This window comes from Kribbella sp. NBC_01505 (assembly GCF_045040285.1).
Lineage (GTDB): Bacteria > Actinomycetota > Actinomycetes > Propionibacteriales > Kribbellaceae > Kribbella.
In genome coordinates this window covers 7503843-7523492 of record NZ_CP109425.1, presented here as the reverse complement: position 1 = coordinate 7523492, position 19650 = coordinate 7503843, and the positions used below count along the sequence as shown (strand labels likewise).

Sequence of the window (19650 nt, the reverse complement as noted above, 5' to 3'; positions counted from 1 at the left end):
GGTGGGCGGCATCCCGCACAGGCGCCGGAGGCCGGTGAGTACGACGGTGCCCTACCTGCGGGCCGGATTGATGTCCTTGGTCCAGAGGACCTTGCCGAACAGGTCACGCAGTGACGCGGTGAACACACCCGTGCGCGGATCGATCTCCACGTGGCCGAAGAACTGGTTGCCACCACTCGGCGGCTGGTTCGGGAAGTCGGCCGCCTTGACGAACTCCGCCTTCGGTCCGAACGTCGGGTCCAGCGTGTTCGGGCCGAACGTGCCTGCGTTCACCGGACCGGCCACCAGCTCCCAGAACGGGTCGAAGTCGGTGAAGGCCGCCCGCGACGGGTCGTAGTGGTGTGCGGCGCAGTAGTGCACGTCCGCAGTCAGCCAGACCGCGTTACGTACCTTGCGCTTCTTGAACTGGCTCAGCACCCACGCGATCTCGTGCTCCCGGCCACCCGGCGCACCGCCGACGCCATTGGCGACCGCCTCGATCAGGGGGCCGTCCGGCACCAGCAGTCCGAGCGGCATGTCGCTGGCGATCACCTTCCAGGTGGCCTTGGACGCGGCCGCCTCACGGACCAGCCACTCCGCCTGCTCGGTGCTGAGCATCGCTACCGGTCCGGCCGTCGCCGGGGTCGGGTTGGCGCCGCGGTAGGTGCGCATGTCGAGGCAGAAGACGTCGAGCAGCGGACCGTAGCTCACCTTGCGGTAGATGCGGTTCCGGCCGGCGGTGTGCACCATCGGGAGGTACTCGAGGAAGGCTTGCCGAGCTCGGGCCGCCAGGACGTCGACCCGCTTCTCGGTGTACCGGTTGTCGTCGACGAGGATCTCGCCGGGGTACCAGTTGTTCAGCGTCTCGTGGTCGTCCCACTGGCTGACGATCGGTACGTCGGCGTACAGGTCGCGGACGTTGTGGTCGAGCAGGTTGTACTTGTAGCGGCCGCGGTACTCCGCCAGCGTCTCGGCGACCTTGGAGACCTCTTCGGTGACCACGTTCTTCCAGACCGTGCCGTCCGGGATGGCTACTGTGGCCGCGATCGGGCCGTCGGCGTAGATGTTGTCCCCGGAGTGCAGGAAGAAGTCCGGCCGGGTGTCGTGCATCGCCTTGTACGCGATCATGCCGCCGAGGTCGGGGTTGATGCCGTACCCCTGGCCGGCGGTGTCCCCGGTCCAGACGAAGGACAGTCCGCGGTTGCGGCCCGGCGTACTGAAGGATCCCTCCCGGGACTCGCCGCGGCGGCCGTACGCGTCCTCGAACGCGATCCGGTAGTCGTAGCGCTGGCCGGGGCGCAGTCCCTTCAGCGGCACCTGCGCGGTGAAGTCCTGGTCCGGCCCGGTGACCGGTCCGCAGAGCCGGACTGCCCGGTCGAAGCGGCCATGGCTGGTCAGGTCGACCACCATCCGCGCCTTGCGGTCGGTGCGCGACCAGACGACGGCAGAGTTCGATGACACGTCGCCCGACATGATCCCGGACGGCAGTGCGGGCCGGTCCCGGCGTACGACGTTGGGGGCCGCAGCGGCGACCCCTGGCACAGCCAGGGAGGCACCGGCGACGGTGGATGCAGCCAAGAGTTGGCGGCGACTCAATTTCATACCGCAAGCCTGATCCGCCCGGATGGCGTCCGAGTGAACGACCGATGATCGCTTGGCACGGGATGGCGCACCTTGCGAAGGGTTGCCTTACGTGGTTCCGTTGGGGGCACCAGCCACAGTTGTGGCGCTGCCCGGGACCCCGGTGGCGCATCGACGCGATGTACCACCGGACCGGGGTGTTTCCCACTTGTCACAGCTCGTCGCGGACAGTAATCCGCAACAGCGCTTCACGAACCTCTACACCGATCTCGCGCGCACCATCCGCGAGCTCGGTCTGCTGCGGCGGCGCCCCGGCTACTACTGGACCCGGATCGGCCTGGTGCTCGCCGCCTTCGCCGGGGTCTGGGTGGGTGTCGGCCTGCTCGGCAATTCGTGGTTCCAGCTCCTGATGGCCGGTGCCTTCGCGCTCGTGCTGACCCAGGTCGCGTTCCTCAGCCACGACAGCTCCCATCGGCAGATCTTCAAGTCCGCGCGCTGGAACGACTGGACCGCGCGGCTGCTCGCCGGCGGCCTGATCGGGATCAGCTCGGCGTGGTGGAAGTCGAAGCACAGCCGCCATCACATGGCACCGAACCAGTTGCAGCACGATCCCGACATCGACATCGGCGTGGTCGCCTTCACCCCGGAGCACGCCGCCAGCCGGACGGGCTTCCAAGCCTGGCTGACCGCTCGCCAGGGCTGGCTGTTCTTCCCGCTGCTGACACTCGAAGGCCTGAGCCTGTACGTGTCCAGCGTCGGTCACGTCTTCCGCCGCGGCGCGAGCAAGATCGAGCGGGTCGAGGGCGCACTCGTGCTGACCCGGATCAGCGCCTACCTGGGGCTGCTGTTCTTCCTGCTCCCGCCCGGCAAGGCCTTCGCCTTCCTCGGTCTGCAGCTCGCCGTCTTCGGCGTCTGCCTCGGCGGATCGTTCGCACCGAACCACACCGGCATGCCGTTGGTGCCCGCGACGATGAAGGTGGACTTCCTCCGCCGCCAGGTGCTGATGTCGCGCAACATCCGGGGCGGTCTGTTCATCGACTTCGTGATGGGCGGGCTCAACTACCAGATCGAGCACCACCTGTTCCCGAGCATGCCGCGGCCGACGCTCAAGGCGGTCCAGCCGATCGTCCGCGAGTACTGTGAACGGCACGGCGTGGCCTACACCGAGATGTCGCTGCCGGCGGCGTACAAGGTCATCGTGGACTATCTGAACAACGTCGGGCTGCGGGCGCGCGACCCGTTCCAGTGCCCCCTCGTCACCGCTTACCGGAGTTAGTCCTTTGCCCATCCGACCTTGCTGGTCCACCTGAGCGCACACGGAGTGTCATGAGAGATGTCAATCCTGAGAGTGTGCGCCCACAGCAGCGGTACGCCAGCCTGTACACAGACCTGCTCCGGACCGTGCAGGAGCTCGGGCTGCTGCGTCGACGGCAGGGGTACTACTTCACCCGGATGGGTGCGGTAGCCGCTGCACTGATCGGTGTCGCGGTCGGCGTCGTCCTGCTGGGTGATTCCTGGTACCAATTGGTGCTGGCCGTCGTACTGGCGCTGGTGCTGGTTCAGGTCGCGTTTCTGAGCCATGACAGCGCCCACCGGCAGATCTTCGAGTCGGCCGCGCGGAACGACTGGACCGCGCGAGTGCTCGCCGGTGCGGTCGCCGGCATGAGTGTGACGTGGTGGCGGAACAAACACTCCCGACACCACGCCGCACCGAACCAGGTGGACAAGGACCCCGACGTACAGCTCAAGGCGGTCGCCTTCACACCAGATGCGGTCCTGAGCCGCGGACCGCTCGGGCGGTGGATCGCAGCGCGACAGGGCTGGCTCTTCTTCCCTCTGCTCACGCTGGAGGGTCTCGGCCTGCATGCGTCGAGCCTGCGGCACCTGTGCCGTCGTGACGCGAGCAAGCTGGAGCGGGTCGAGCTAGCAGTCGTAGCGTCCCGTCTCAGCCTGTACGTCGCCGCGCTCTACGTACTGCTGCCGCCGGGGAAGGCCACCGCCTTCCTGGGACTGCAGCTCGCCGTCTTCGGACTGTTCCTGGGTGCTGCGTTCGCCCCGAACCACAAGGGCATGCCGCTGGTACCGGCCGGGATGAAGCTCGACTTCCTCCGCCGCCAGGTGCTCACCTCACGCAACATCCGGGGCGGCATCCTGACCGACTTCGCCATGGGCGGGCTCAACTACCAGATCGAGCACCACCTCTTCCCCAGCATGCCCCGGCCGACCCTGCGCCGCGTCCGCCCGATCGTCCGCGAGTACTGCGAACTGCACGGCATCGACTACACCGAGGTCGGACTGTTCCGGTCGTACCAGATCGTCATCGACTACCTCAACAACGTCGGGCTCAAGGCCCGCGACCCGTTCCAGTGCCCCTTGGTGGCGACCTACCGCAAGTAGGGTGGCGGGCATGGTGCTGGGGTTGGTGTGTGCGTTGGCTGCGGCCGTTGCCTACGGATTGGCGTCGGTGCTGCAGGCTGCGGCAGCGCGGACCAGTCCTGATGTCAGTGCGCGCGGAGTGGTCCGCATCGTCGGGCAGTGGCGGTTCCTGGTCGGCATCGGGATGGATCTGCTGGGCTTCGGGCTGCAGATGGTCGCCTTGCAGTCGCTGCCGCTGTTCGTGGTGCAGGCCGCACTGGCCGCGAGCCTGGCAGTGACCGCGGTAGTCTCGCGGATCCTGGGCCTGCGGCTGGGCGCGAAGGAGTGGACCGCTGTCGCAGCGGTCTGCGGTGGGCTTGCCCTGCTGGGGATCTCAGCCGGCAGCGAAGGCGGTACGGCGGTCAGCCACGGATTCCGGATGTGGTTGATCGGGGCAACGATCGCACTCGGGCTCGCGGGTCTCGCGACGCAACGCGCTCCGCAGCGACTGCGGGCTCCGCTGCTCGGGCTCGTCGCCGGACTGGCGTTCGGGCTGGTTGCCATCTCGGGCCGGATCATCTCCGACTTCCACCCGTTGAAGCTGCTCGCCGACCCGGCCCTCTACACCGCTGTGGTGAGCGGTGCGCTGGCGATGTTCTTCTACGCCTCAGCACTCCAGCGCGGCGGTGTCACGATGGCCACGGCCATGCTGGTGGTCGGCGAGACCGTGTTCCCGGCCTTGGTCGGGCTGCTGGCGCTCGGCGATCACTCCCGGCCGGGCTTCGGCGCGATCGCGGTCGGCGGCTTCCTCATCGCGGTCGCCGCCGCCGTCGTACTGGCTCGTTTCGGTGAACCGCCGGCTACGAAGCTGGCGGAATCTCCCCCGAGCCACGAATCGTCAGTTTGACCGGGACCCGCACGGTGCGGCCCGGCCGGTGCGGCTCGGGGAGACGCTCGGTCATCAGCTGAATCGCGGTCCGGGCCATCACGTCGGCCGACTGCGCCACCGCGGTCAGACCGGGCTTGAGCAGGTCGCCGAGAGCCAGGTCGTCGAACGAGACGAGCGCGACCTGGTCACGCCGGCCCGCCAGACCCCGCAGTACCTCGGCGGTTGTCATGTTGTTGGCCGACAGCAACGCCGTCGCAGGCTCCGGACGATCGAGCACGGCGGAGAGCGTGATGCCGATGCCCTCCGTGGTCGGCTCGGACAGGTGCACGAGGTCTTCGTCGACGTCGATGCGGTGCCGGGCCATCGCGGCCCGGTAGGCGACCACGCGCTCGCGCGCGGTGAAGATCCGCTCGTCGTCGCCGAGGTAGGCGATCCGCCGGTGCCCCTGCCGAACCAGGTGGTCGATCGCCTGGTCGATACCGCCCGCGTTGTCGGCCAGCACCGCGTCCGCCTCGATGCCGTGCGCCGGACGGTCGATCGTGACGACCGCCATCCCCGCGTCGACATGCGGAGCCAGATAGTCCTGGGTCTCCCCGATCGGCGCCATGATCAGCGCGTCCGGCCGGCGGGCGACGAACTCGAGACAGACGTCCCGCTCGCGCTCCGGGTCCTCGTCGGTCAGACCGATCATCACCACCGAGCCCGACGAGCGGGCCCACAGCTCGACCGCGCGGCCGAGCGAGGCGAAGAACGGGTCGCCGATGTCGCGGATGACGACCGCGATCGTGCCGGTCTTGCCGCGCCGCAGCATCCGGGCCGACTCGTTCGGCGTGTAGTTCAGTTCCTTGATCGCCGCCTGGACCTTCGCGGTCAGCTCGGGGCTGACGTTCGGCTCCTCGTTGACCACGCGTGACACCGTCTTGAGTGCCACCCCGGCCCGGGCTGCGACCTCCTTCATCGTGGGCCGGCGCTGGCCCGTGCCGTTCACACCGTTGATGCTCATCGCCGGCCCACTCTCATCGTTGTTGTCAGCTCTGGACGACGATCGGGATGATCATCGGGCGCCGGCGGTGGGTGTCGCTGACCCACTTGCCGACCACCCGGCGGATGATCTGCTGCAACTGGTAGATGTCGTCCACCCCGCCGCCGATCGCCTTCGCCATCTCCGCCTCGATCTTCGGCTTCAGGTCGTCGAAGACAGTGTCGTCCTCGGCGAATCCGCGGGCCTGGATCTCCGGTCCGGCGGTCAGCTTCCCGGTGACGGAGTCCATCACGGCGATCACCGAAATGAAACCCTCGTCGCCCAGAATCCGCCGGTCCTTCAGCGAGGTCTCGGTGATGTCGCCGACCGTCGAGCCGTCCACGAAAACGTAGCCGCACTCGACCTTGCCCGCGATGACGGCCTTCCGGTCGATCAGGTCGACCACCACGCCGTCCTCGACGACGACCACGTTCTCCCGCGGTACGCCGGTCTGGATCGCCAGCTCGGCGTTCGCGTGCAGGTGCCGGATCTCGCCGTGCACCGGCATCACGTTGCGCGGCTTCACGATGTTGTAGCAGTAGAGCAGCTCGCCGGCACTCGCGTGACCGGAGACGTGCACCAGGGCGTTGCCCTTGTGGATCACGTTCGCGCCGTGCCGGGTCAGGCCGTTGATCACCCGGTAGACCGAGTTCTCGTTGCCCGGGATCAGCGAGGACGCCAGTACGACGGTGTCACCCGGCTGGATCTGGACGACGTGGTGGTCGTTGGCCGCGATCCGCGACAGCGCCGACATCGGCTCGCCCTGGGACCCGGTCGAGACCAGCACGACCTGCTCGGGCGGGTAGTTCTCCAGCTCGCGCATGTCGATCAGCGTGTCCCCGGGCACGTTCAGGAAGCCCAGGTCCCGGGCGACGGCCATGTTGCGGACCATCGACCGGCCGACGTACGCGACCTTGCGGCGGTGCTTCACGGCGGCGTCCATGATCTGCTGGACGCGGTGCACGTGCGAGGCGAAACAGGCCACGATGATGCGCTGGTTCTTCGCCTTGGTGAAGACGCCGTCCAGCACCGGGGCGATGTCGCGCTCGTGGGTGGTGAAGCCGGGGACCTCGGAGTTGGTGGAGTCGACCAGGAACAGGTCGACCCCTTCCTCGCCGAGCCGCGCGAACGCGTTCAGGTCGGTGATCCGGCCGTCCAGCGGCAGCTGGTCCATCTTGAAGTCGCCGGTGTGCAGCACCATGCCGGCCGGGGTGCGGATCGCGACCGCGAGCGCATCGGGGATGGAGTGGTTGACCGCGACGAACTCGCAGACGAACGGGCCGATCTGGAGCTTCTCGCCCTCGACCACGGTCTGCTGCGGCACATTGCGGTGCCGGTGCTCCTTCAGCTTGCCCTCGAGGAACGCGAGCGTGAGCTGAGACCCGATCACCGGGATGTCGCCGCGCTCCCGCAGCAGGTAGGGCAACCCGCCGATGTGGTCCTCGTGGCCGTGTGTCAGAACGACCGCGACCACGTCGTTCAGCCGGTCCCGGATCGGCTGGAAGTCCGGCAGGATCAGGTCCACGCCGGGCTGGTTCTCGTCCGGGAACAGTACGCCGCAGTCGACGATCAGCAGCTTGCCGTCGTACTCGAACACGGTCATGTTGCGGCCTACTTCACCGAGGCCGCCGAGCGGGATGACCCGCAAAGCGCCCGGAGCCAGCGGTCCGGGCGCGTCGAGATGTGGATGGGGATGGCTCATGCAATCAGTCCTGCCGTTTTCAAGTCGGTGGTGAGCCGGTCCACTTGCGCGGGCGTCGCCTCGACCAACGGCGACCGGAGGGTCGCGTGGTCGATGACGCCGGCCAGCTTCAGTGCGGCCTTCACCATGATGGCGCCCTGGGTAATGGTCATAATCGCTTCGACGGCGGGCACCAACCGTCGATCAATCTCTTGGGCGGTGGCGAGGTCGCCGGCCACCACGGCGTCGATCAGCTGCCGGTACTCCGGGCTTGCGACGTGTCCGACGACACTCGCGATGCCGACCGCACCGATCGCCAGCATGGCGAGGTTCAGCTCGTCGGCCCCGCAGTAGTAGAACAGATCCGTGTTCGCGAGCACCTTGGTGGTCGCGGCCAGGTCGCCCTTGGCGTCCTTCACCGCGACGATCCGCGGGTGCTCGGCGAGCGCGATCAAGGTCTCGGTCGCGATCTCCACCCCGGCGCGGCCGGGGATGTCGTACAGCAGGTTCGGCAGGCCGGTCGCGTCGGCGACCTTGGTGAAGTGCTGACGCAGACCTTCCTGCGGAGGCTTGTTGTAGTACGGCGTCACGACCAGCAGCCCGTCGGCGCCGGCGGCCTCGGCCTGCCGGGCGAGCTCGACGGTGTGGGCGGTGTCGTTCGTCCCGACGCCGGCCACGAGCTTGGCCCGGTCCCCCACGGCCTCGCGGACGGCGCGGATCAGCTCCGCCTTCTCCTGGTCCGTGGTGGTCGGGGACTCGCCGGTCGTCCCGTTCAGGATGAGGGCGTCGTTCCCGCCGTCGGTGAGATGCGTGGCCACCTTCTGCGCCGCGGCGAGATCCAGGGATCCGTCCGGCGTGAAGGGTGTGACCATGGCCGTCGTCAGGCGGCCGAAAGGCAGCACCGGAGCGGCGTTCGTAGCTGGCGAGGACATGGGGTTCAGATTACCGCCCCGACGCCTGAAGAAATGAGTAGGCCTGGTAGCTGTCCGCTCGGGGGTCCGGGCAGCTACCAGGCTCACTCGTCCTATCGGGTGAGCCTGGGGAGTCGTTACAGGTTCCCCGAAAAAAGTCTGGAAAAAATTCTCTGAACACGATAAGTAGCGTCTCCGTAGCTCTCTGTCGATAAATCAGTGATCTGCGAGCCAGATCGAGGTGCTGTTGAAGAGTTGTTCAACGATTTCGAGTGCCCCGGGCAGGAGCAGGACACCGCCGGCCAGTAACACCGGTACGACGACGAGTCGCTCGACCCAGCTGTTCGTGCTGAAGCGGAGCATCCGGGGCAGACGGATCTCGTACCAGGTCTCGCCGCGGATCGGGAGCGGCCAGAGCCACGGGCACCCGGAACGCGTCAGACTGTCGCCCAGGCAGTGCGTGAACATGCCGAGGCCTACCGCCACCCCGATCCAGCCCCCGATGCCCGACAGGCCCGCCTGGAGCGCGTCAGCGGGCGTCGTACCGGGGAGCGCCGTACCGAGGACGGAGTAGGCGGTGGCGCCGAGCACGGCGATCAGGATCCAGTCGCCTAACACGTGGGCTGCCAGGAGTAGTCCGGTTGCTGCGACGGCCAGGACTGCCCACTTGCCACGGTCACCCAAGCTGGCGGCCAGCATGCCGAGGCCGATCGCTGCGGCGAGGGTGTGCGTGGCGTGGCGATGCTTGCCCGTGCTGTCTTCGTCGCGTGGACCCTTGGTCAGGTTGTAGAGCACGCCGGAGAACGTCCGGATCGCGCTGGAGATCAGACCGGTGACCGGCCCGAGCAGACGCGACGCACTCCCGCCTGGATGATCCAGATCCGGCACCAACGCGTAGCCCGCGGTCGCCGCCGCGAACGGCACCACCTCGGCCACCGAGGTCAGTCCGACCATCGGCGCCACCGCCAGCCCCACGACCCACCCCGACAACGCATGCGACCGCCCCATCATGGTGCGCCTCACTCCCCTCCAGCAGACGGCCATCTTCTCAATTCCGTCTCAGCAGTCACAGTAGCCACTCCCGTCACCGACGTTTTGCATAATCATTCAGAGGCATGCATACTCTTCCTATGTCCAAGGTGCTTACGTCGTTGCCGGTTGGTGAGCGGGTCGGGATCGCGTTCTCGGGAGGTCTCGACACGTCGGTCGCGGTCGCGTGGATGCGCGACAAGGGAGCGGTGCCCTGTACCTACACCGCCGATCTGGGTCAGGCCGACGAGCCTGACATCGCGTCGGTCCCCGGGCGGGCGACGGCGTACGGCGCCGAGCTCACGCGACTGGTGGACTGCCGCGCGGCGATGGTCGAGGAGGGGCTGGCCGCGCTCACGTGCGGCGCCTTCCACATCCGGTCCGGCGGGCGGACCTACTTCAACACCACGCCGATCGGGCGGGCCGTGACCGGCACGCTGCTGGTCCGGGCGATGCTCGCCGACGACGTCCAGATCTGGGGCGACGGCTCGACCTTCAAGGGCAACGACATCGAGCGGTTCTACCGCTACGGCCTGCTGACCAACCCGAATCTGCGGATCTACAAGCCGTGGCTGGACGCCGACTTCGTCACCGAGCTCGGTGGCCGCAAGGAGATGAGCGAGTGGCTGGTCGCGCACGACCTGCCGTATCGCGACAGCACCGAGAAGGCGTACTCGACCGACGCGAACATCTGGGGCGCGACGCACGAGGCCAAGACGCTGGAGCACCTGGACACCGGGATCGAGACCGTCGACCCGATCATGGGCGTGAAATTCTGGGACCCCTCGGTCGAGATCGCGACTGAGGACGTCAGCGTCGGCTTCGTCCAGGGCCGGCCGGTCACGATCAACGGCAAGGAGTTCGGCTCCGCGGTCGACCTGGTCCTGGAGGCCAACGCGGTCGGCGGCCGGCACGGGCTCGGGATGTCGGACCAGATCGAGAACCGGATCATCGAGGCCAAGAGCCGCGGCATCTACGAGGCGCCGGGGATGGCGCTGCTGCACGCTGCGTACGAGCGGCTGGTCAACGCCATCCACAACGAGGACACGCTTGCGGCGTACCACAACGAAGGCCGCAAGCTCGGCCGGTTGATGTACGAAGGCCGTTGGCTGGACCCGCAGGCGCTGATGATCCGCGAGTCGCTGCAGCGGTGGGTCGGCTCGGCGATCACCGGCGAGGTCACCCTGCGGCTACGGCGGGGCGACGACTACTCGATCATCAACACCACCGGCCCGGCCTTCAGCTACCACCCGGACAAGCTCTCGATGGAGCGCACCGAGGACTCCGCCTTCGGCCCGGTCGACCGGATCGGCCAGCTCACCATGCGGAACCTCGACATCGCCGACTCCCGCGCCAAGCTCGAGCAGTACGCCGGCCTGGGCCTGTTCGGTACGTCGAACCCGGCGCTGGCCGCGTCCACCGACCTGATCGGCCCGATGCCGACCGGCGGCGCCCAGGCCATCGCCTCCCGCGGCGAAGCCTCCGAAGAGGACCTCCTCCTCGACCGCGCCGCCATGGAATCCGGCACCGACTGACCCGCCGTACCCAACAGCCCGGCCCTCTTCAGGTGGAGAGAGCCGGGCTGTTCGCCGTCGCGCCACCCGGTGGGTAGTACGGCACGACCCCGTCGCCACCCGCGCGTCGTCGCCACCCCGCCGAGCCGGTCCCCGCGGCACTACTCGGGGCCGTGAACAAGAACTGGTGGGCGTGAACAAGGAATGACTTGTTCACGGCCCCCGCCGGGTGTGCAGACCCCCTGATTGTGGCCGGGGCGACTCCGGGCCGGCGGCGTAGGCGGTGGCTGGTCGCCGCTGCGGCCGGTTTGCCTGAAGCGGGTGGCTGAGGTGGTCTTCGGCTGGCCCGGATGGTTCGGTCGGTGACCGCGGTTCCCCGTTGCCTTCGGCTGACGGGCTATGGCTGAGGCCGCTGTTGACGAGGCTTATTCACTGACCCGCCGCGGTGGCTGAGCACTTTGCTTGGTGCGGTCGGTGCGGAGGCTTGGTGGCTGACCCGTCGCGGTGGTTGCTGCCAGCAAACAGTTGGCCGAGGTGATCCCGTCGGCGAGTGAACCCCAGTGCCAGCCGCCAGCGAACCCTCCGCGCTGCCCGAGTGAAGCCCCCGTACTGCCCGCGAGTGAAGCCATCGTACGAGTGTGAGGAGTGGGGCGTCGAGTGTGAGGAGTAGGTCGCTGGAAATCGATATCCGGCGGCACGGTCCCCCCACTCGGGAGCTGATCGCACGGTGGCGCCACCCGCCGGGGGCAGTCACGGCGGACTGGGGAACCTAACCTCCCGAAAACGACCAGCAGAACTCCCCAGACCCCCGCCGACGCCGCCGGCCCGCGCCACCACTGGCGGCCGGAGACAACAAGCCGGGGCCGGAGACAACAAATTGGGGCCGGAGACCTATGGCAACAGGTCTCCACCCGTCACAAGGTGTCTCACGCCACCAGTCGTGGCGCGAGACCAACCACCTACCCGATTCGTTGGCCGTACTTTTTTCTCGGGAAAGCAACCGAAACTTGCCCGGCTACCGTCACCCGCCGGCCTCAGCCGTAGCCCGGAACCTCAAACAACCGGAACCTCGGTCACCGGCCTCGCCATCCCCCTCAGCCGTAGAACCGCTCAGCCACCCGCCTCAGTCATACCGGCCGTAGCGACGACCAGCCACCGCCTACCCCGCCGGCCGCATCACAGCGATCGGACGGGACGAGCACATTCGGGGAGGCGGGGTTACTGGCCAGCCAAAGACCCCAGCCACCGCATTCGATCAGCCACAAGTCCACGTGATCGTCGCGAGCAACCAAAGCCCGGAAGCTCAAGCAACCGGGCCCCGGTCACCGGTCGCAGTTGGTTGAGCAGGTCGAGGCGAGGGGTCAGAGGGGGAAGCGGAGGGCGAGGGCGGCGAGGAGTTCGATGGGGCGGGTTTGGTGGATGTTGTGGCCGGCGCCTTCGATGGTGGTGAGGGTGCAGTCGGGGATAAGGGCCGCCGCGTCGGCGAGTTTTTGTTGTGGGACTGGGCTGGTGGAGCCGCCGCCGAGGATCAGGGTGGGTACGGCGATGTTGCGGAGGTCGGAGAGGTAGGACGGGTCCGGGGCTGTCAGCTGGGCGAAGATCGCGGGTAGGCAGTTCCAGTCGAAGCCGGGGTCTTCGGTGGGGCGCGGCGGGATGGTCCAGTCGCCATCGCCGTCTGGCGGTGGCGCGTCGACGAGGACTAGGCCGGTGAGGCGGTCGGAGTGGTGCTCAGCGAAGAGCGCGGCGACCGTGCCGCCCATGGAGTGGCCGACCAGGAGGAACGTTTGCAGGCCGAGAGCGTCGACGAACTCCAGGAGGTCGTCGCGCATCGCCTCGAACGAGTACGACGCTGCCCGGACGCTCGCGCCGTGGCCGCGTTGGTCGAGGGCGAGCACCCGGCGATGCTTGGCGAGTTCGGGAGCAACCAGGTCCCAGCGACTCGAGTTGCCGCTGAGACCGTGCAGGAGGACGACCGGCGGAGCCGCCGGGTCGCCGGTGTCGGCGTACTCGAACTCTCCTGCAGACAAAGAGATGCGCATACCTGCACTACTAGCGCTGCAAGGGGGTCAGGCGTCGAAATCTACGGTCACGGCCGACGTGGTCGGGTGGGACTGGCAGGTGAGGACGTAGCCGGCGCGGATCTCGTCGGGTTCGAGGGCCCAGTTGGTATCCATCCGGACCTCGCCGTCGAGGACCTTGGCGCGGCAGGTGCCGCAGACGCCGCCCTTGCAGGCGAAGGGGGCGTCGGAGCGGACCGCGAGGGTGGCGTCGAGGATCGGCCTGGCGTTCTCACCGAGGGGGAAGGTGGAGCGGCGGCCGTCGAGGATGACGGTGACCTGTGCGGCGTCCGCGTCGGAGGTGGTCTCCTCGACCGGCGCCTTGGGGGCCTCGTCGCCGACGTGGAACAGCTCGGCGTGCACGCGGGCGCGGTCGACGCCTTCGGCGAGCAGTAGCTCCTGCGCACCGACGACCATCGCGTACGGGCCGCAGAGGAACCACTCGTCGACACCTGCGATCGGCAGGATGGTTGCGAACATGCGCTGCAATCGCTCCGCGTCGATGCGGCCACTGAACAGCTCCACCTCGGTGGACTCCCGCGACAGCACGTGCACGAGGTGCAGACGCTCGGCGTACACGTCCTTGAGGTCGGCCAGCTCGTCGGCGAACATCACCGAGCCCGCAGTGCGGTTGCCGTAGAGCAGGGTGACGCGGCTGGACGGTTCGACCGACAGGGTGGTCGCGACGAGCGAGAGCACCGGGGTGATGCCGCTCCCCGCAGCCACGAAGGCGTAGTGCTTGGCGTTGGCCGGGTCGAGCGTCGTACCGAAGCGGCCGAGCGGGGTCATCACCTCGAGCTCGTCGCCCACCTTGAGCTCATGCGCCGCGTACGCCGAGAAGGTGCCACCGGGGATCCGCTTCACCCCGATCCGCAGCACACCGGAACCAGCGCGCGAGCAGATCGAGTAGCTGCGCCGGGTGTCGTCGCCGGTACGGCGGACCGTCAGGTGCTGGCCCGCTGCGAAGTCGTACTCCCCCGCAAGCTCCACCGGTACGGCGAAGGTGATCGCCACCGAGTCATCGGTCAGCGCCTCGATCGCCGCCACCTTCAACGCATGAAAGGTCGCACGGCGCCGAGCAGCCACTGGACTAGTTGTAGTAGTCATCAGATCGCCTTGCTGAGTTGGATGTTCAAAGGTCTTTGAAGTGATCGAAGGGCTCGCGGCAGATGTTGCAGCGCCAGAGCGACTTACAGGACGTGGACCCGAACCGGCTCAGCTCCGAGGTGTCAGGCGAGCCACACAACGGACAGCGGATCGTCAGCGACAGCATCACCGGACCGCCGACCGCACGACGCCCAGTGGGCGGTGCGATCCCGTACTCGGTCAGCTTCGCCTTACCCGCCTCACTCATCCAGTCCGTCGTCCACGCCGGCGACAGCACGGTCTCAACATGACCGTCGACACCAAGGTGGTTCAGAGTCAGCTCAACCTCGTGCCGGATCAGATCCATCGCAGGACAGCCCGAGTACGTCGGTGTGATCGTCACGACGACCTCATCACCCTCATGCCGCACACCGCGCAGCACTCCGAGGTCTGCGATCGTCAGCACCGGCACCTCTGGGTCAGCGACCTCACCTACCGCGTCGAGGATCGCAGCGTCGGTCACCATGTCGCACCCGGGTGTGAGCGCGCCACATGCTGCAGCTCTGCCAGCAGGTACCCCATGTGCTCCGTGTGCCGACCACTCCGGCCGCCCTTGTGCTGGTACGACGCTTCCGGCCGACTGCACGTGGACTCGTCGATGACCGCGAGCACCCGGCGCTCCCACTCATCCCGTAAACCGGCCGGATCCACAGCGACCGGTAGACGCCGTACAAGCTCGTCGGACTCGAAGATCTCCGCGGTGTACGGCCAGAGCTCGTCCAGCGCGGCCTGCATCCGGCGGTGGCTCTCCTCAGTACCGTCGCCCAGCCGCACGACCCACTGGGTCGCGTGGTCGACGTGGTACGCGACCTCCTTGACGGCCTTCCCCGCCACCCCGGCCAGCGTCTCGTCGGCGCTCGCGCGGAGCTCGTCGTACAGGAGGTGCTGGTACGTCGCGAAGTACAGCAGGCGGGCCATCGCGTGTGCGAAGTCGCCGTTCGGCAGCTCGCACAGCTGCAGGTTGACGAACTCACGCTCCTCGCGGAAGTACGCCAGGTCGTCCTCGGTGCGGCCGTCCATCGAACCGGCGTACTGCAGCAGCGACCGGGCCTGGCCCAGCTGGTCGAGCCCGATGTTGCCGAGGGCAACATCCTCCTCGAGCTGCGGGGCGGCCGCGATCCACTCGGCGGTCCGCTGCGCCGCGATCAGCGCGTCGTCACCGAGCCGCAGCGCATAGACGAAGAGGTCGCTCACAGGTGGTCGACACCTTCCGGAACGTCGTAGAACGTCGGGTGCCGGTAGACCTTGTCACCCGCCGGATCGAAGAACTCGTCCTTCTCATCCGGGCTGGAGGCGGTGATGTCGGTCGCCGGCACCACCCAGATCGACACACCCTCCTGACGACGGGTGTACACGTCACGCGCGTTCCGCAACGCCATGGTCGCGTCGGGCGCGTGCAGCGACCCGACATGCGTGTGCGACAGCCCACGCCGCGAACGCACGAAGACCTCCCACAGTGGCTCAACCGTCACGCTGCACGCTCCAACTGCTTCGCCGCGTACGCCGCAGCTGCCTCGCGCACCCAGGCGCCGTCCTCATGAGCCTTGACCCGGTTGGCGAGCCGCGTCTCGTTGCACGGCCCGTTGCCCTTCACCACCTCGTACAGCTCGGTGTAGTCAGGCTCGGTGAAGCTGTAGTGACCACTGGCCTCGTCGTACACCAGTCCGTCGTCAGGGACACGCAGCCCGAGCACATCAGCCTGCGGAACGGTCATGTCGACGAAGCGCTGCCGCAGCTCGTCGTTGCTGTGCCGCTTGATCCCCCACGCCATCGACTGCTCGGAGTGCGTCGACGCGGCGTCCGGCGGACCGAACATCATCAGCGACGGCCACCACCAGCGGTCCAGCGCGTCCTGCGCCATCGCCTGCTGCCCCGGAGTACCAGTGGACAGCGTGTGCAGGATCTCGAAGCCCTGCCGCTGGTGGAACGACTCCTCCTTGCAGACCCGGACCATGGCTCGCGCATACGGCCCGTAGGAGCAGCGGCACAGCGGCACCTGGTTCACGATCGCGGCGCCGTCGACCAGCCAGCCGATCGCGCCGATGTCGGCCCAGGTGAGGGTCGGGTAGTTGAAGATGCTGGAGTACTTCTGCCGGCCGGTGTGCAGCAGGTCGAGCAGGTCGGCCCGGTCCACGCCGAGCGTCTCGGCCGCGGCGTACAGGTAGAGGCCGTGACCGGCCTCGTCCTGGACCTTGGCCATCAGGATCGCCTTGCGGCGCAGCGACGGCGCCCGGCTGATCCAGTTGCCCTCCGGCTGCATGCCGATGATCTCCGAGTGCGCGTGCTGCGCGATCTGCCGAATCAGGGTCTTGCGGTAGCCGTCGGGCATGGCGTCCCGCGGCTCGATCCGGCCGTCGGCGTCGATGGTCGCCTGGAAGCTGTCCATACCCGGAGCATAGCCCAGATGTGACACTTTTTCTCCAGATCGACGAAAGGTGTCACAAGGGTGGTGCTGGACCTACCCGGAGAAGGGGGTTCAGCGCACTGGAGCGGACCATGGTCGCGGCGGGAGGATCGTCACAACAGTTCAAGGGCTAAACAGTTCGGAAGGACCCTCCCGTGACGATCCAGCAAACCCTCCCGGCCGACCACCGCGGTCCGGTCACCGGCAAGGAGCGGGCACTCGCCCCCGACCTGATCCGCGGCGCGATGCTGCTCCTGATCGGCCTGGCCAACAGCTCCAACTTCGCGTTCGCCGGCCAGCCCGGTGTCGAGACCGCGCCGCACGGGCTCGAGCGCGTCCTGAACTTCCTCAAGCTCACCTTCGTCGACGCCCGGGCCTACCCGGTCTTCGCGGTGATGTTCGGCTACGGCCTGGTCCAGCTGGCCCGGCGGCAGCGCTCCTCCGGCGCCACGCCGGGCGCGGTCCGGCGGATCCTGCTGAAGCGGAACGCCTGGCTGATCGCCTTCGGCGCGGTCCACGCCACCCTGCTGTACTTCGGCGACTTCCTCGGGGCGTACGGCATCGTCGGCATCATCTGCACGCTGCTGCTCCTCAACCGCGGTGACAAGTTCCACCGGATCGTCATCGGCATCTGGGCCTTCGAGATCCTGTACGTCGCCTGGGTCGGCATCCAAGCCGTCGTCACGACACTCGCCAGCTCCGGCCCGGCGCACGCCATCATCAACGAGCCGAACCCGTCACTCGCGGCATCGTCGTACGGCGCGAGTCTGCTGGACCGGCTGCACGAGTACCCGCTGCACACCGCGAGCGTGATCCCGTTCATCATGGTCGTCTGGCTCGGCATCTGGGCCGCCCGCAAGCAGATCCTGGAGAACCCGGCCGCCCACCGCACTCTGCTCACCCGCGTCGCCGTCGTCAGCATGAGCATCACCATCCTGGGCGGTCTGCCGTACGCACTGGTCGGAGCCGGCTGGCTGCACGTCGACGAGGCCGCGGTTGATGCGCTGAGCATGCTGTCCCACGTCAGCGGGATGTTCGGTGGTCCCGGCTACATCGCTCTGTTCGGCCTGCTGGTCTCGCGGATCACCACGGTGTCGCTGCCGGTCCGGGCGATCTCTTCACTCGGCCAGCGGTCGATGTCCGGCTACTTGTTCCAGTCCGTCGCGTGGATGGCGCTGCTGGCCCCGTTCACGCTGGACCTCGGACACCGCTTCGGCAGTACGGCGTACACGGCCCTCGCAGTAGCTGTCGGCGTCTGGCTGGTCTCGGTGATCGGCGCCTACACGATGAGCCGCCGTTCCTACCGCGGTCCCGCCGAAACCCTGCTCCGCCGCCTCGTCTACTAACTCCACTGTCCCGGCCACCCCGACCGCCCCGGAGGCGGCCGGGGTCCGGCGGTTTGGGAGGATGCACGGTGTGAGTGAAGACTTCGGCGTACCCGAGCCTGCGAATCTGTCCGACCTGTCCGGTGAGCCGCCGGTGGCCGAGACGAGCGTGCGGCTCGCGTTGCCCGCCGAGGCGAACGCGATCGGCGAGGTCCAGGTCGCGGCCTGGCGCGCGTCGTACGCCGGCCTGCTGCCCCCGGACGTCCTGGCCGACCTGAACCCGGCGCAGTTCGCGGCCCAGTGGCGCGCCGCCCTGCTCGCGCCCGGCGAGGCCCGCAACCGGGTGATGGTCGCACTGGCCGGCCGCACGCTGGTCGGGTTCGCCGCCATCACCGTGTCGGACGACCCGGACGCCGACGGCCAGCACGACGCCCTGATCGCCGAACTCGCGGTCCAGCCGGACGCCACCCGCGCCGGCCACGGCTCCCGCCTCCTGAACGCGGTCGTCGACACCGTCCGCGCCGACGGCTTCCGCCGGGTCACCGTCTGGATCAACTCCACCGATGACGTCTCCCGCGCCTTCTACACCGAGGCCGGCTGGGCTCCCGACACCGCGCACCGCGAGCTCGACCTGTACGGCGACGGCTCGGTCCGCATCAAGCAGATCCGCCTCCACACCGACCCGGCCGCCGAAGCCGAAGCCTGAGTCAGTTGACGCAGAACTCGTTCGACTCGGGGTCACCCATCACCACGAGGTAGCCGTCCGGCTCGTCCGCACGCCGTACGACGGTTGCTCCGAGCCCGGTCAACCGCTCCACCTCGGCGTCGATCGCCGTACGGCGGTCATCTCCGGACAGCCCGAGTGCCACCTTGATGTCCAGGTGCAGGCGGTTCTTGACCACCTTCGGCTCCGGTACCTGGAGGAAGAAGATGTCCGGCCGGTCCCGCACCTTGTCCACCAAGGTCCGCGCGGTCGGCCGCTGCTCGACCGGGATCCCCTGCGCGTCCGCCCACTCTTCCCAGCCGGCGAACCCGTCCGGCACCGGCACGGGGAAGTCGTAACCACCCAACGCCGCCATCCAGAACCGCGCCACCCGGTCCGGATCCGCGCAGTCGAACACGATATGCAGCTCGAACGCCGTCACGTCACTCCTCCACTCGCCCTTGAGGGTGACAGTCTTACCGCCATGAGCGAGGTGCGGGTAAACGAGGTCGGGGACATGGTGCTTACGGGCGCCGAGGCGATGCGGGTACTGGCCGAGCCGGTGCGGTTGGCGATCACCGATCGGTTGACGCGGCACGGGGTGGCGACGACCGGCGAACTGGCCGAGGCGGTCGGCATCAGCGACGAGGACGCGGCGACGCATGCGGAGCGGCTGGCCGAGGTGGGCCTGGTCCGGCGGGACGGGGACAGCTGGGAGGCCTGTGGGCGCGGGATCTTCTTCGAGATTCCCGAGGACGGGGACGTTGAGGTTCAGCAGGCGGCACGGGCGTTGAGCAGCGCGATGCTGCTGAGCTACGAGCACCTGCCGCGCCAGTGGGTCGAGGGGACGGAGGCGGAGCTCGAGCTCGACTGGGCTCGGTCGGCGGGCCTCTTCAACGCGGGGATGTGGCTCACCGCCGAGGAGTTGCGCAAGGTGCAGGAAGATCTGGAGGTCCTGCTGATGCCTTACCTGCAACGCAAGGAGCCGACGCCGGACGCACGGCGGGTGCGGATGCTCGCCTACTTCTTGCCGCCGAAAGCTAGCGACTAGCCGG

At 68.1% G+C, this 19650-nt stretch carries 19 protein-coding genes; 7 read left to right on the top strand and 12 right to left on the bottom strand.

What is annotated here, in order from left to right; translation table 11 throughout:
- Positions 1-51: 51 nt before the first annotated feature.
- Positions 52-1581 (bottom strand): alkaline phosphatase D family protein, encoded by a 1530-nt coding sequence (locus OG474_RS35355; protein WP_405057974.1) that lies wholly within the window; start codon positions 1579-1581, stop codon positions 52-54.
- A gap of 187 nt (positions 1582-1768) precedes the next feature.
- Here OG474_RS35355 and OG474_RS35350 point away from each other — a divergent pair, with 187 nt between their 5' ends.
- Genes OG474_RS35350 through OG474_RS35340 form a run of 3 tightly spaced genes read left to right on the top strand, consistent with a single transcriptional unit; the run spans position 1769 to position 4822 of the window.
- Positions 1769-2836 (top strand): fatty acid desaturase family protein, encoded by a 1068-nt coding sequence (locus OG474_RS35350; protein WP_405057973.1) that lies wholly within the window; start codon positions 1769-1771, stop codon positions 2834-2836.
- A 50-nt stretch (positions 2837-2886) separates the two neighbouring features.
- A complete protein-coding gene (locus OG474_RS35345) occupies positions 2887-3957 on the top strand; it encodes a fatty acid desaturase family protein (protein WP_405057972.1) in 1071 nt (356 codons plus the stop codon).
- 10 nt (positions 3958-3967) lie between these two features.
- Positions 3968-4822 carry a hypothetical protein gene (locus OG474_RS35340; RefSeq protein WP_405057971.1) on the top strand — a complete coding sequence of 285 codons (855 nt, stop codon included), beginning with the start codon at positions 3968-3970 and terminating at the stop codon, positions 4820-4822.
- On the opposite strand, the gene OG474_RS35335 is transcribed toward OG474_RS35340, so the two are convergent.
- The 4 genes from OG474_RS35335 to OG474_RS35320 form a co-directional block, all read right to left on the bottom strand.
- The gene (locus OG474_RS35335) at positions 4776-5807 is read right to left on the bottom strand and encodes a LacI family DNA-binding transcriptional regulator (protein ID WP_405057970.1); all 1032 of its coding nucleotides are present in this window, start codon (positions 5805-5807) and stop codon (positions 4776-4778) included. The genes OG474_RS35340 and OG474_RS35335 overlap by 47 nt on opposite strands.
- 25 nt (positions 5808-5832) lie before the next feature.
- On the bottom strand, positions 5833-7527 hold the full coding sequence (locus OG474_RS35330) for a ribonuclease J (protein WP_405057969.1): 1695 nt from the start codon (positions 7525-7527) through the stop codon (positions 5833-5835).
- Positions 7524-8438, bottom strand: coding sequence for a 4-hydroxy-tetrahydrodipicolinate synthase (gene dapA / locus OG474_RS35325; RefSeq protein WP_405057968.1), 915 nt, complete (start codon positions 8436-8438; stop codon positions 7524-7526). The genes OG474_RS35330 and dapA overlap by 4 nt, the downstream gene beginning before the upstream one ends.
- A 195-nt stretch (positions 8439-8633) precedes the next feature.
- Complete coding sequence (locus OG474_RS35320; protein WP_405057967.1) at positions 8634-9440, bottom strand: metal-dependent hydrolase; 807 nt, start codon at positions 9438-9440, stop codon at positions 8634-8636.
- Between the two features lie 107 nt (positions 9441-9547).
- Here OG474_RS35320 and argG point away from each other — a divergent pair, with 107 nt between their 5' ends.
- Positions 9548-10981, top strand: a complete 1434-nt coding sequence (gene argG, locus OG474_RS35315) for an argininosuccinate synthase (RefSeq protein WP_405057966.1) — start codon at positions 9548-9550, stop codon at positions 10979-10981.
- Between the two features lie 1340 nt (positions 10982-12321).
- On the opposite strand, the gene OG474_RS35310 is transcribed toward argG, so the two are convergent.
- Genes OG474_RS35310 through paaA form a run of 6 tightly spaced genes read right to left on the bottom strand, consistent with a single transcriptional unit; the run spans position 12322 to position 16549 of the window.
- Complete coding sequence (locus tag OG474_RS35310; RefSeq protein ID WP_405057965.1) at positions 12322-12999, bottom strand: alpha/beta fold hydrolase; 678 nt, start codon at positions 12997-12999, stop codon at positions 12322-12324.
- A gap of 27 nt (positions 13000-13026) precedes the next feature.
- Positions 13027-14124 (bottom strand): 1,2-phenylacetyl-CoA epoxidase subunit PaaE, encoded by a 1098-nt coding sequence (gene paaE / locus OG474_RS35305; RefSeq protein WP_405057964.1) that lies wholly within the window; start codon positions 14122-14124, stop codon positions 13027-13029.
- A gap of 25 nt (positions 14125-14149) precedes the next feature.
- Entirely contained in the window at positions 14150-14629 is a 480-nt protein-coding gene (gene paaD / locus OG474_RS35300) for a 1,2-phenylacetyl-CoA epoxidase subunit PaaD (protein WP_405057963.1), read from the bottom strand.
- Positions 14623-15357 (bottom strand): 1,2-phenylacetyl-CoA epoxidase subunit PaaC, encoded by a 735-nt coding sequence (gene paaC, locus OG474_RS35295; protein ID WP_405057962.1) that lies wholly within the window; start codon positions 15355-15357, stop codon positions 14623-14625. Before paaC ends, paaD begins: the two co-directional genes overlap by 7 nt.
- Positions 15354-15635: a 1,2-phenylacetyl-CoA epoxidase subunit PaaB gene (paaB, locus tag OG474_RS35290; protein ID WP_405057961.1), complete on the bottom strand. Its 282-nt coding sequence runs from the start codon at positions 15633-15635 to the stop codon at positions 15354-15356. The genes paaC and paaB overlap by 4 nt, the downstream gene beginning before the upstream one ends.
- Positions 15632-16549 carry a 1,2-phenylacetyl-CoA epoxidase subunit PaaA gene (gene paaA, locus OG474_RS35285; protein WP_405057960.1) on the bottom strand — a complete coding sequence of 306 codons (918 nt, stop codon included), beginning with the start codon at positions 16547-16549 and terminating at the stop codon, positions 15632-15634. The genes paaB and paaA overlap by 4 nt, the downstream gene beginning before the upstream one ends.
- A gap of 173 nt (positions 16550-16722) precedes the next feature.
- On the opposite strand from paaA, the gene OG474_RS35280 reads away from it, so the two are divergent.
- Positions 16723-17913 (top strand): DUF418 domain-containing protein, encoded by a 1191-nt coding sequence (locus OG474_RS35280; RefSeq protein ID WP_405057959.1) that lies wholly within the window; start codon positions 16723-16725, stop codon positions 17911-17913.
- 70 nt (positions 17914-17983) lie between these two features.
- Entirely contained in the window at positions 17984-18598 is a 615-nt protein-coding gene (locus OG474_RS35275; RefSeq protein WP_405057958.1) for a GNAT family N-acetyltransferase, read from the top strand.
- A 1-nt stretch (position 18599) separates the two neighbouring features.
- On the opposite strand, the gene OG474_RS35270 is transcribed toward OG474_RS35275, so the two are convergent.
- A complete protein-coding gene (locus OG474_RS35270; protein WP_405057957.1) occupies positions 18600-19037 on the bottom strand; it encodes a VOC family protein in 438 nt (145 codons plus the stop codon).
- A gap of 42 nt (positions 19038-19079) precedes the next feature.
- Here OG474_RS35270 and OG474_RS35265 point away from each other — a divergent pair, with 42 nt between their 5' ends.
- Positions 19080-19646 (top strand): winged helix-turn-helix domain-containing protein, encoded by a 567-nt coding sequence (locus tag OG474_RS35265; RefSeq protein WP_405057956.1) that lies wholly within the window; start codon positions 19080-19082, stop codon positions 19644-19646.
- The last annotated feature ends 4 nt before the right edge of the window (positions 19647-19650 follow it).